Raw genomic sequence first — 10,933 nt, forward strand, 5'->3', positions numbered from 1 at the left:
AGGTCACGTACGCTGAACCCCCTGGACCCTGTCGGGTCCAGGGGGTTCCTGGCGTTCAGCGGCCGTTGCGGGTCTGCCAGACCTCGCTCTCGACGTAGTGGTTGTCGTACTGCTCGCCCGACTCGCGGATCTCCTGCCAGCTGGCCTCGCCCTTGTTGACCCGGTCCAGCAGGCGGTAGTAGTCGAAGCGGTCCATGCCCGGGGTGAAGAAGACCAGCACGTCGGCGGTGGAGCCGGCCGCGGGGGCGAAGGCGTGCTTGGTGCCGGGCGGCACGGCGAGGAAGTCGCCCTGGCGGAGGGTCTCGACGCGGTCGTCGAGCAGGACGTCCAGCTCGCCCTCCAGGCCGAAGAAGAACTCGGTGGCCCGGGTGTGGAAGTGCGGCGGGGCGCCGGTCGCGCCCTTCTCGAAGGTGGCCCGGTTGCTGGTCACCTTGCCTCCGGTGGTGGCCGAGTCGGCGAACAGGGTGATCAGGCTGCCGGGCGCGTCGGTCAGCGCCTCGGCGGCGGCGGCGCGGACCAGGACGACCTCGTGGTTCTCGGACATGTGGGCTCCCCCTCGGGTGGTTCTCGCTTGCTTCGATGATCAGCTTACGGGGGAACCGGCCCAGGCCTCTGGTCCATTCGATCATCAAATCCCTTGGGCCACTTGTGAGCTGATCAGGCGTCAGCGGCCTCCCCGCCCGGGGCCACGGCGCCCAGGAAGGTGATGGTCCGGCTCTGGGTGAAGCCGAGGGCCTTGTAGAGGCGGATCGCGCTGACGTTGTCGTCGGCCGCGTGAAGGAACGGGACCTCGTCCCGCTCGCGGATGCCGGCCGCGACGGCGCGGACCAGGCGGGCCGCCAGGCCCTGGCCGCGGTGGGTGGGGGCGGTGCAGACGGCACTGATCTCGGTGTGGCCGACCGGGTGCATCCGCTCGCCCGCCATCGCGATCAGGACGCCGTCCTGACGGATGCCCAGGTAGCGGCCCAGGGCGATGGTGCGGGCCTCGAACGGGCCGGGGCGGGTCTCCGCCACCAGGGCGAGCATCTCCGGGACGTCCTCGGGGCCCAGCTCCACCGCCTCCGGGTCGTGGGCGTGCGCCAGCCCGTCGCCGACCAGCTGGACGCCGTCGAGCGAGAAGGTCACCTGCCAGCCGGCGGGCGGGACGATCCCGTTCCCGGCCAGCAGGGCGAAGCCGCCCGGGCCGGTGAGCCCGGCCAGGTCGGCCCAGTCCGCCGCCGTCGGGTCGTCCGGGAGAGCGTGGAAGGGGGAGACGTCGGCCGGGTAGCGGGCGGCCCGGCCGCGCCGCTCGGCGAGCCCGGCGTGCGGGCCGAAGAGCGCGGAGTGGGCCGGGTTGGCCAGGGGGTCGGTGTGCGGCATCGCTGGTCCGTTCTCGTGGTCCTGGGCAGGTCGTCCTGGGCGGTGGCGTGGGCGGAGGCCTGGGCCGGCAAAGGGCGAGGGGCCCCACGGCGCAGCCGCGGGGCCCCTCGTTCACGCTCTTCTGACGGTGCGTCAGCCCAGCTGGGCCAGCGCCTCGTTGAAGGTGGCGGACGGACGCATCACGGCCGCGGCCAGCGCGGGCGACGGCTGGTAGTAGCCGCCGATCTCGACCGGCGAGCCCTGCACCGCGATCAGCTCGGCCACAATGGCCTCCTCCTGCTCCGCCAGGGTCTTGGCGAGGCCGGTGAAGGCGGCGGCGAGCTCGGCGTCCTCGGTCTGCTGCGCCAGCTCCTGGGCCCAGTACAGGCCGAGGTAGAAGTGGCTGCCGCGGTTGTCGATGCCACCGAGGCGGCGGCTCGGCGACTTGTCCTCGTTGAGGAAGGTGCCGGTGGCGCGGTCCAGGGTGTCCGCGAGGACCTGGGCGCGGGCGTTGCCGGTGGTCTGGGCCAGGTGCTCGAAGCTGGCGGCCAGCGCGAAGAACTCGCCCAGGCTGTCCCAGCGCAGGTAGTTCTCCTTGACCAGCTGCTGGACGTGCTTCGGGGCGGAGCCGCCGGCGCCGGTCTCGAACAGGCCGCCGCCGTTCATCAGCGGGACGACCGAGAGCATCTTGGCGCTGGTGCCCAGCTCCAGGATCGGGAACAGGTCGGTCAGGTAGTCGCGCAGCACGTTGCCGGTGACCGAGATGGTGTCCTCGCCGCGGCGGATGCGCTCCAGCGAGTAGGCGGTGGCCTTGACCGGGGAGAGGATCTCGATGGTCAGGCCCTCGGTGTCGTGCTGCGGCAGGTACTCGTTGACCTTGCCGATCAGCACCGCGTCGTGGGCGCGGGTCTCGTCCAGCCAGAAGACGGCCGGGGAGCCGGTGGCGCGGGCGCGGTTGACGGCCAGCTTGACCCAGTCCTGGATCGGGGCGTCCTTGGTCTGGCAGGCGCGGAAGATGTCGCCGGCCTCGACGGCCTGCTCCAGCACCACGTCGCCCGAGGCGTCCACCAGGCGGACGGTGCCGGCGGCGGCGATCTCGAAGGTCTTGTCGTGGCTGCCGTACTCCTCGGCGGCCTGGGCCATCAGGCCGACGTTCGGGACCGAGCCCATGGTGGCCGGGTCGAAGGCGCCGTGGGCGCGGCAGTCGTCGATGACGACCTGGTAGACACCGGCGTAGGAGCTGTCCGGCAGGACGGCGAGGGTGTCGGCCTCCTGGCCGTCCGGGCCCCACATGTGGCCGGAGGTACGGATCATGGCCGGCATCGAGGCGTCGACGATGACGTCGGACGGCACGTGCAGGTTGGTGATGCCCTTGTCGGAGTCGACCATCGCCAGGGCCGGGCCGTCGGCCAGCTCGGCGTCGAACGAGGCCTTGACCTCGGCGCCGTTGGCGAGCTTGTCCAGGCCGTCGAGGATGCCGCCGAGGCCGTTGTTCGGGTTCAGACCGGCCGCGGCCAGGTCGGCGCCGTACTTGGCGAAGGTCTGCGGGAAGAAGGCGCGGACCACGTGGCCGAAGACGATCGGGTCGGAGACCTTCATCATGGTGGCCTTGAGGTGCACCGAGAACAGCACGCCCTGGGCCTTGGCCTCGGCGATCTGGGCGGCCAGGAACTCGCGCAGCGCGGCGGCGCGCATGACCGAGGCGTCGACGACCTCGCCGGCCTGGACCGGGACGGACTCGCGCAGCACGGTGGTGGTGCCGTCGGCGGCGAGCAGCTCGATCCTGAGCGAGCCGGCCTCGGTGATCACGGCCGACTTCTCGGTGGAGCGGAAGTCGTTGACGCCCATGGTGGCGACGTTGGTCTTGGACTCCGGGGTCCAGGCGCCCATGCGGTGCGGGTGGGCCTTGGCGTAGTTCTTCACCGAGGCGGGGGCGCGCCGGTCGGAGTTGCCCTCGCGCAGGACCGGGTTGACGGCCGAGCCCTTGATCTTGTCGTAGCGGGCGCGGACGTCGCGCTCCTCGTCGGTCTGCGGCTCGTCCGGGTAGTCCGGCAGCGCGTAGCCCTGGGCCTGCAGCTCGGCGACGGCCGCCTTGAGCTGCGGGATCGAGGCCGAGACGTTCGGCAGCTTGATGATGTTGGCCTGCGGGGTCTTGGCGAGCTCGCCGAGCTCCGCGAGGGCGTCGCCGATGCGCTGGCCCTCCTCGAGACGCTCCGGGAAGGCGGCGATGAGGCGGCCGGCCAGGGAGATGTCACGAGTCTCCACCCGCACGCCCGCGGTCGAGGCGTACGCCTGGACGATCGGGAGGAACGAGTACGTCGCCAGGGCGGGCGCCTCGTCGGTGTGGGTGTAGATGATGGTCGAGTCAGTCATCGGTACTCCGCTTCACGGCTACAACGTCTCGACATCAAGATATCCCGTGACAGCTCCATTCTGGCAACCAACCCCGCCCAGACTTCTCCCAGTCGGCGGAAGCGGCCTGCGGCGGGGCGGCGCCCGGCCGGGGTTTCAGTCGCGGCGGAAGGCGGTGAAGGCGGCCGCCAGGTCGTCCGGGGAGCCGAAGACCTCCAGCTGGTCGGGGGTACGGCGCTGCCAGAGGAAGAGGAGCAGCTGGGAGGCGGAGCCGCGGACGGCGACGGCGCCCTTGGCGTGTTCGGTGAGCAGCTGCCAGGTGCCGTCCTCGGCGACCCGCAGGGTCCACTCGCCGGGGCCGTCGGTGGCGTGCAGGTGGAGGCCGTCGGCGGGGAAGCCGGCCGGCGGGGTCTCGTGGCGGCAGACCGAGAGGAACTCCTCGATGCCGTCCGCCGCCAGCTCCCGCTCGATCGGCTCGTCGCGGCCGAGGGCGTTCAGCGCGTCCCAGGCGTGCACCGCCGTCTCCTGCGCCATCCGGCGCTGGACGAACCCGGCGTCCTTCCGGGTGGACCAGGACCAGCGGGGCTCCGCCGGGTCGAGCACCTCGACGGCGGCGGCACAGGCCTCGGCACCGGCGGCCAGCCAGCCGGGCAGCTCGGCGTCGTCCTCGGGGGCGTCGTCCGCGCCGGTCCAGGTGCTCGGGTCGGCGAGGGTGCCGTCGGCGATCCGGGTCCAGAAGCGGTGCACGGTCCCGGTGTGGAACAGCAGGTCACCGAGGGTCCAGTCGGGGCAGCTGGGCACCCGGGTGGTGAGGTCGGCGCCGGTGGTGGCGGTGGCCATCAGCTCGGCGTGGCGGCGGAGGGCGGACACGTAGTCAGATCGGTTCACACTTCCGGACCTTAGCCAGGCTGGTGGGCGGCGGCGAGGGGGTTTCAGACCTGCCGGAAGGCGGCGAGCGCGGCGGCCGGGTCGCCGGTGGTGGTGACGGTGTGCAGGGGGAGGCGGCGCCAGAGCACCAGGAGGAGGTCGGAGGCCGGGCCGCGTAGGGTGGTGGCGCTGTCGGCAGGTTCGTTCCGCCTCAACTGCCAGGAGCCGTCGGACGGTTGGAGCAGCCAGCGGTCGGGGGCGTCGCTGGGGGCCAGGTACAGGCCGGGGTGGCCGGGTGGGGGTTCGGGGAAGCGGAAGTGGGTGAGGTAGTCGTCCAGGCCGTCCAGGGCGAGGGTGTGGTCGATCGGCTCGGTGTGGCCGGCGGCGTTGTCGGCGTCCCAGCGGTGCATCCCGACCTCCTGGGCGCAGCGGCGCTGGACGAAGCCGACGTCACGCTGCTCGGCCCAGGTCCAGCACGGCCGCCGGGGGTCGGCGGCCTCCAGGGTGGCGGCGGTCGACTCGGTCAACCCGGCCACCCAGCCCGGGAGTTCGCCGGCCGCGGGCCGGGCCGGCAGTCGGTGGTCGTCGGGAGAGGTGGTCCGGCCGTCGGTGATCCTGGCCCAGAAGTCCAGCACCACCCCGGTGTGCCAGAGCAGTTCCGCACCGTCCCACTCGGGACAGCTCGGCACGGTCCGGTCCAGCACCCGCCCGCCCGCCCCGGCCAGCCGCGCGCCGTCCCGGCGCAGCGCCGCCACGTAGTCGCTTCGCTCCACGCTCGGTGAGCCTAGTGGTGCCGTCAGGCCGAGCGGGGGAGGCGCGGGGCGCGGGAGCCGGCGATGTTGCGTATACGGCGGGTCCGGCCGCCCTCGGCGAGTGCCGCCAGCGCGGTGGGGGAGGCGCTGGTCTCCGCGAGGCGCAGCTGGAGCCAGGTGGAGGAGGTGAGCAACTGTTCGGCGGACCAGGGCTCGTCCAGGGTGACGTCGCGCAGCAGGGCCCACTCGGCGAGGCGGCGGGCGGAGAAGTCGTCGACCGCGACGGGGCCGGTCATCTCCTGCCGCCAGGCCGGGAAGTGCGGGTCGGTCAGCAGGGCGGCGGCCCGGAGGTCGAGGTACTCGCAGACGGCACTGTTGGCCATGGACCGGTCGGAGTCGGAGAGCACCCGGCCGACCAGGGCGGCCGCCTCCGCCGGGGCGACCGCGGCGAAGAGCCGCCGGTAGTGGGCGAAACGGACGTGCTCGTCCGGGTCCTGAGCGGGATCGTCGGTGCCGGTCATGGGGGGTGAGCGTACGTGACCGCGCACCGCCTCGCTCTTGACGGGGCACGGGTCCCGGATCGGATGGGCTTCCGGTCACCGGCTCGACCGCCGGTGGGCGGTAGCGTGGTGCCGGGCCGAGCATCCGGAGGAGACGATGAATCCCGAGCACCTTGCCTTGATCGAGGAGTTCAGACGGTCCGCCCCGTCGAACTTCAAGATCGAGTTCTCCGGCGACACGGTCATCATGCAGGCCTCGCCCTCGGCCATCCATGAGCGCAACCTCGCCGTGGTGCGGCGGCAGTTCGAGGCGCACGCGCCGCTCGGGTACCTGCCCACCGGGAACATGGACCTGGCCTCGCCGGAGGTGGCCAAGCAGCGCAACCCGGATCTCACGTACCTCCCCGAGGGGGCGATGGAGAGCACCGAGAACAAGGTCCCCGCCGAACTCGCCCTGATCGCGGTCGAGATCGTCTCGCCCTCGAACCCGGAGAACGACTGGGTCGGCAAGCTCCGGGACTACCCGCTGATGGGCATTCCGCTCTACCTGCTGGTCGACGCCACGAAGAAGACCGTGACGCTCTTCCGGGAGTCCGAGGCCGGGCGGTACCGGATGCGGGAGGATGCGGACTTCGGGGAGGGGGTGCACATCCCCGAGCCGTTCGGGTTCGTGCTGGACACCTCGGTACTGATGCCCTATTGAGAGCGCGTCATGGCAGGTTTGTAGGCTGCGATCATGCGTGATTTCGTGGCGGGGTTGGGGTATCTGGTCAAGGGCCAGAAGTGGGTGGCGCGGCACGGGCGGTGGTGGGGGTTCGGGATGATCCCGGCGCTGATCGCCCTGGTGGGGTACGTGGCGGCGCTGGTGGTGCTGGTGGTGTACGCGGAGGACGTGGCCGCTTGGTCGACGCCGTTCGCGGACGGGTGGGGGTCGCCGTGGCAGGGGCTGGTGCGCGGGGCCGTGGAGGTGGCGGTGCTCGGGGGCGGGTTCGCGCTGTCGGTGGTGACGTTCACGGCGGTGACGCTGCTGATCGGGCAGCCGTTCTACGAGTCGCTGTGCGAGAAGGTGGACGAGACCGAGGGCGGGGCGCCGGCAGGTCAGGGGCTTTCGCTGTGGCGGGAGTTGGTGGTCTCGGCGCGGGACAGCCTGTACGTGCTGCTGCGGGTGCTGGGCTTCGGGGTGGTGCTGTTCCTCGCGGGGTTCGTCCCGGTGGTGGGGCAGACGGTGGTGCCGGTGCTGGGGATCCTGGTCTCGGGGTACTTCATGACGGCCGAGCTCTCGGCGGTGGCGCTGCAGCGGCGGGGGATCGACCAGCCCGAGCGGCTGCGGCTGCTCCGTGGCCGGCTCGGGCTGGCGCTGGGCTTCGGGGCGCCGCTGATGGTGCTCTTCCTGGTGCCGTTCGTGACGGTGCCGGCGATGCCGGGCGCGGTGGCCGGCGCGACCCTGCTGGCCAGGGACCTGGCTCCGGTCGAGGAGGCGGAGGAGGATCCGGAAGAGGATGACGAGTAGTTAAATCGGACAAACCCAGCGGAATTTGACATTCCGCCAGAAGCTGCACGATAACTGCCCGCATGAGGGCAACGGCGGACACCGGTCAGCTTCAGCACACCCCCGGCGGGATCGATCTCGCCGACCCGGAGTTCTGGCGGCTCCCGCTGCCCGAACGGGCCGCCGCCTTCGCCCGGCTGCGCGTTCTGGAGGGCCCGCTCCACTTCACCGACCTGCGCACCGGCCGCGGCTTCCACGCCCTGGTCCGGCACGCCGACGTGGTCGCCGCCAGCCGTACGCCGGAGGTCTTCGTCAGCGGTCCCGGCGTCACCACCCCCGAACCGGCCCGCTGGGTGCGGACGGTGTTCGGCGACTCGATGGTGAACCTGGACGACCCGCGCCACGCGGACCTGCGGCGGATCGTCTCCCGGGCCTTCACGCCACGGCTGGTCTCCCGGGTCGAGGAGGACATCCGTTCGGTGGCACGGGAGTTGGTGGACAGCGTGGCGGCCGAACGGCCCGCCGACTTCGTCGGCGCGGTGGCCGCCCAGCTCCCCTATCGGGTGATCTGCAACATGATGGGGGTGCCGGAGCAGCAGCGGAACCGCATCCTCGCCATGGTCAACGACGCCTCCGAGCACACCGGCGTGGCCCGCAGCCGGCTGCGGGTGCCGGGCCGCGGGCTGATGGCGCTGGCCCGGATGCAGGGCATCATCGCCGCGCTCGGCCGGGAGCGCCGCCGCCGCCCCACCGGGGACCTGATCTCCGCCCTGGTCACCGCCGACGTGGACGGACGGCGCCTCAACTCCCGTGAGCTGGGCGCCTTCTTCTCCCTCCTGCTGGTCGCCGGGGTGGAGACCACCCGCAACGCGCTGGCCCACGGGCTGCACCTGCTCTCCACCCACCCCGGGCAGCGCGAGCTGCTGATGACCGACCTGGACGGGCGGCTCGGCGGCGCGGTCGAGGAGATGGTCCGGCACTCCACCCCGATCATCCAGTTCCGCCGCACCGTGGCCGTGGACCACGAGCTGAACGGCGCCCGGTTCGCCGCCGGGGACAAGGTGGTGCTGTTCTTCGGCTCGGCCAACCGGGACGAGGCGGTCTTCGCCGACCCGGACGCCTTCGACATCACCCGCTCGCCCAACCCGCACCTGGGCTTCGGCGGCGGCGGTCCGCACTTCTGCCTCGGCGCCTACCTGGCCCGGCAGGAGATGAAGGTGCTCTTCCGCGAGCTGCTCACCCGCCTGCCCGCGATCCGCTCGGTCGGCGAACCGGTCCTGGTGCACTCCAACTTCGACAACCGGGTCAAGTCGCTGCGGCTCGCGTACTGAGCCGCGCCCCGAGACCCGGCAAGCGGCGGGACGTACGGTTCGGCGGGGCGGATTGTCCGTTCCGGCGGGCTGTCCGCACCGGCCGGCGGCCCTAGCGTTCCGGCCCATGGACGAGTGGCTGATACACGACTACCGCGAGGACGACCTGGCGGCCGTGGTGCACCTGATCGACACCACCGCGGGCCTGGGCCAGGAGTCGGTCTTCTCGCTGGCCGAGTGCATCTCGGCGCTGACCGACCGTCAGCCCGCCGTGGTGGCGGTCCGCCGGGGCGAGCCGATCGGGGCGGCGCTGGCCCACCTGGCGGGGGACCGGGCCTGGGTGATGCGGATCGCCATCGCCCCCGGCTGGCGCGGCCGGGGCCTGGCCAGCGCGCTGCTGCGGGAGCTGGAGCGGCGGCTGCTGGAGCGCCGGGTCCGCCGGATCGCCTACGTGCTCCCCGAGGAGGAGCAGCTCGGCGAGGGCCTGCGCAACGCCGGCTACACCCGTCGCCCGGCGGTCGCGTACTTCGAGAAGGACGAGCCGCAGGCCGGCCCGGGCGGCGGGCTGCTGGACGAGCTGGGCGGGCGGCTGCTGCCGGGCGACCTCTGGGAGCGGGTGGCCGGGATGGGCACCGAGAAGGACCTGATCGAGCGTCGGGTGGTGCAGCCGCTGGCCGAACCGGAGCGGGCCGCCCGGCACGGGGTGCGGCCGCCGCGGGCGATCGCGCTGTTCGGCCCGCCCGGCACCGGCAAGACCACCTTCGCCCGGGCGGTGGCCTCCCGCCTCGGCTGGCCCTTCGTCGAACTGCTGCCCTCCCGGCTGGCCGACGGGGGCAACCTGGCCGCCGCGCTGCGCACCGCCTTCGGGCGGATCGCCGAGCTGGAGCGGGTGCTGGTCTTCGTCGACGAGGTGGAGGAGATCGCGCCGGTCCGGGGCGAGGCGGTGGACTCCGCGCTGCACGGGGTCACCAACGAACTGCTGAAGCTGATCCCGGGCTTCCGCGAGGGGGAGGAGCGGCTGCTGGTCTGCGCCACCAACTCGATCCGCTCGATCGACCCGGCCTTCCTGCGCCACGGCCGGTTCGACTACCTGATCCCGATCGGCACGCCGGACCCGGAGGCCCGGCACGCCATCTGGTCCCGCTACACGGCCGGTCGGGACGGCGTCGACCTGGACCTCCTGGTCGAGCGCAGCGCCCTCTTCACCCCGGCCGACATCGAGCACGCCGCCCGGGCGGCGGCCCAGGCGGCGTTCGAACGGGACACCGGCGAGGACCCCTCGGCGACGGCCGGCGCCACCACCGCCGACTACCTCGCGGCCGTCGCCCAGTGCCGCCCGACCGTCACACCGGAGCTGGTCGCAGACTTCGAGGCGGACATCACCACCCACGCCCGGCTGTAGCGCTCACGCCGGGTGCGCGCCGACCGCGTCGCGGATCTGCTCGCCGAGGCCGCCGTCGCGGCGGGCGCAGTTGGCACAGCAGAAGAACTTGCCGGAGACCTCGACGCCGTGGCCGACGATCCGCACCTGGCAGTACTCGCAGCGCGGCGCCAGCTTCTCCATCGCGCACTCGAAGCTGTCGAAGGTGTAGGTGTCTCCGGTGATCGTCTTGATCTCGAAGGCCAGCCAGTAGTCGTTGCCGCAGGCCGCGCAGACCGCCATGGGGGTGCTCCGTCTCGGAGTGGGAGGACGCCCGGCCGGGCTCGGCCGCGCGCTTCCACTGTCGAACCGGCCCCCAGGGGCGGCAACCGCGTGCGGCCGAACGGACAGGTCGAACGGACAGGTCGAACGGACAATGGAGGGGACCGGAGGTGGTGGCGATGATCGTCCGGATCTGGGAGGCGCAGGTGGTCCCCCGCCGCAGGGACGAGTTCTGCACCAGGCTGACCGAGGAGGTGATCCCGGCGCTGGACGGGACCGACGGCTTCGAGGGGGCGGAGCTGATGAGGTCGGTCTCCGAGCTGGACCACCGGGTGCTGGTGGTGACCCGCTGGCGGGACGAGGCGGCGCTGCGGGCCTACGCGGGGACGATGTGGCGGATCAGACCGGTCTGGGCGGAGGGCGAGTTCGGCTTCCTGGAGCACCCGCCGTCCGTGTCGCACTTCGAACACCTCCCGCTGGCCGCCGAGTTGACGGCGCCTCGACCGTGAAACGCTAGTAGGGCTTGGTCAGGTCCGTATCGGTGTGGGTATGTCGCGGTGGCAGGTGGGGCAGGTGCCGGCCCAGGTCGCGAGGAGTAACTGCAGCTCGCGGACGACCTGATAGAGGCTCAGGCCGGTGCCGTTTCTTTTGGGGTCCGGGCCAGCCTCCGCAGGGTGCAGAAG

At 72.4% G+C, this 10,933-nt stretch carries 12 protein-coding genes; 5 read left to right on the plus strand and 7 right to left on the minus strand.

Annotated features, from left to right (window positions below):
- Nucleotides 1-55: 55 nt before the first annotated feature.
- The 6 genes from ACZ6ZR_RS12985 to ACZ6ZR_RS13010 all read right to left on the minus strand — a co-directional run bounded on the left by ACZ6ZR_RS12985 (nt 56) and on the right by ACZ6ZR_RS13010 (nt 5,830).
- The gene (locus ACZ6ZR_RS12985; protein WP_465642143.1) at nt 56-544 is read right to left on the minus strand and encodes a cupin domain-containing protein; all 489 of its coding nucleotides are present in this window, start codon (nt 542-544) and stop codon (nt 56-58) included.
- Nucleotides 545-657: 113 nt separating this feature from the next.
- The gene (locus tag ACZ6ZR_RS12990; RefSeq protein WP_465642144.1) at nt 658-1,359 is read right to left on the minus strand and encodes a GNAT family N-acetyltransferase; all 702 of its coding nucleotides are present in this window, start codon (nt 1,357-1,359) and stop codon (nt 658-660) included.
- 132 nt (nt 1,360-1,491) lie between these two features.
- Nucleotides 1,492-3,711, minus strand: a complete 2,220-nt coding sequence (locus ACZ6ZR_RS12995; protein WP_465642145.1) for an NADP-dependent isocitrate dehydrogenase — start codon at nt 3,709-3,711, stop codon at nt 1,492-1,494.
- 135 nt (nt 3,712-3,846) lie between these two features.
- Entirely contained in the window at nt 3,847-4,578 is a 732-nt protein-coding gene (locus ACZ6ZR_RS13000; RefSeq protein WP_465642146.1) for a maleylpyruvate isomerase family mycothiol-dependent enzyme, read from the minus strand.
- Nucleotides 4,579-4,622: 44 nt separating this feature from the next.
- Nucleotides 4,623-5,330, minus strand: a complete 708-nt coding sequence (locus ACZ6ZR_RS13005) for a maleylpyruvate isomerase N-terminal domain-containing protein (RefSeq protein ID WP_465642147.1) — start codon at nt 5,328-5,330, stop codon at nt 4,623-4,625.
- 23 nt (nt 5,331-5,353) lie between these two features.
- A complete protein-coding gene (locus tag ACZ6ZR_RS13010; RefSeq protein ID WP_465642148.1) occupies nt 5,354-5,830 on the minus strand; it encodes a hypothetical protein in 477 nt (158 codons plus the stop codon).
- A gap of 136 nt (nt 5,831-5,966) precedes the next feature.
- Here ACZ6ZR_RS13010 and ACZ6ZR_RS13015 point away from each other — a divergent pair, with 136 nt between their 5' ends.
- From ACZ6ZR_RS13015 to ACZ6ZR_RS13030, 4 genes are all read left to right on the plus strand, one after another.
- The gene (locus ACZ6ZR_RS13015; protein ID WP_465642149.1) at nt 5,967-6,512 is read left to right on the plus strand and encodes a Uma2 family endonuclease; all 546 of its coding nucleotides are present in this window, start codon (nt 5,967-5,969) and stop codon (nt 6,510-6,512) included.
- 33 nt (nt 6,513-6,545) lie between these two features.
- Nucleotides 6,546-7,319, plus strand: coding sequence for an EI24 domain-containing protein (locus ACZ6ZR_RS13020; RefSeq protein WP_465642150.1), 774 nt, complete (start codon nt 6,546-6,548; stop codon nt 7,317-7,319).
- 62 nt (nt 7,320-7,381) lie between these two features.
- Nucleotides 7,382-8,629 (plus strand): cytochrome P450, encoded by a 1,248-nt coding sequence (locus tag ACZ6ZR_RS13025; RefSeq protein ID WP_465642151.1) that lies wholly within the window; start codon nt 7,382-7,384, stop codon nt 8,627-8,629.
- A 106-nt stretch (nt 8,630-8,735) separates the two neighbouring features.
- Nucleotides 8,736-10,010 (plus strand): ATP-binding protein, encoded by a 1,275-nt coding sequence (locus tag ACZ6ZR_RS13030; protein WP_465642152.1) that lies wholly within the window; start codon nt 8,736-8,738, stop codon nt 10,008-10,010.
- A 3-nt stretch (nt 10,011-10,013) separates the two neighbouring features.
- On the opposite strand, the gene ACZ6ZR_RS13035 is transcribed toward ACZ6ZR_RS13030, so the two are convergent.
- On the minus strand, nt 10,014-10,271 hold the full coding sequence (locus tag ACZ6ZR_RS13035) for a Prokaryotic metallothionein (protein WP_465642153.1): 258 nt from the start codon (nt 10,269-10,271) through the stop codon (nt 10,014-10,016).
- Nucleotides 10,272-10,429: 158 nt separating this feature from the next.
- On the opposite strand from ACZ6ZR_RS13035, the gene ACZ6ZR_RS13040 reads away from it, so the two are divergent.
- On the plus strand, nt 10,430-10,759 hold the full coding sequence (locus ACZ6ZR_RS13040; protein ID WP_465642154.1) for an antibiotic biosynthesis monooxygenase family protein: 330 nt from the start codon (nt 10,430-10,432) through the stop codon (nt 10,757-10,759).
- Nucleotides 10,760-10,933 lie beyond the last annotated feature (174 nt).

This window comes from Kitasatospora sp. NPDC088742 (genome assembly GCF_055584905.1).

Excerpts from the sequence above, each read along its gene's own strand:
- ACZ6ZR_RS12985 (WP_465642143.1), bottom strand. The coding sequence starts at position 544 with ATGTCCGAGAACCACGAGGTCGTCCTGGTCCGCGCCGCCGCCGCCGAG.
- ACZ6ZR_RS12990 (WP_465642144.1), bottom strand. The coding sequence starts at position 1,359 with ATGCCGCACACCGACCCCCTGGCCAACCCGGCCCACTCCGCGCTCTTC.
- ACZ6ZR_RS12995 (WP_465642145.1), bottom strand. The coding sequence starts at position 3,711 with ATGACTGACTCGACCATCATCTACACCCACACCGACGAGGCGCCCGCC.
- ACZ6ZR_RS13010 (WP_465642148.1), bottom strand. The coding sequence starts at position 5,830 with ATGACCGGCACCGACGATCCCGCTCAGGACCCGGACGAGCACGTCCGT.
- ACZ6ZR_RS13015 (WP_465642149.1), top strand. The coding sequence starts at position 5,967 with ATGAATCCCGAGCACCTTGCCTTGATCGAGGAGTTCAGACGGTCCGCC.
- ACZ6ZR_RS13020 (WP_465642150.1), top strand. The coding sequence starts at position 6,546 with ATGCGTGATTTCGTGGCGGGGTTGGGGTATCTGGTCAAGGGCCAGAAG.
- ACZ6ZR_RS13025 (WP_465642151.1), top strand. The coding sequence starts at position 7,382 with ATGAGGGCAACGGCGGACACCGGTCAGCTTCAGCACACCCCCGGCGGG.
- ACZ6ZR_RS13030 (WP_465642152.1), top strand. The coding sequence starts at position 8,736 with ATGGACGAGTGGCTGATACACGACTACCGCGAGGACGACCTGGCGGCC.
- ACZ6ZR_RS13035 (WP_465642153.1), bottom strand. The coding sequence starts at position 10,271 with ATGGCGGTCTGCGCGGCCTGCGGCAACGACTACTGGCTGGCCTTCGAG.
- ACZ6ZR_RS13040 (WP_465642154.1), top strand. The coding sequence starts at position 10,430 with ATGATCGTCCGGATCTGGGAGGCGCAGGTGGTCCCCCGCCGCAGGGAC.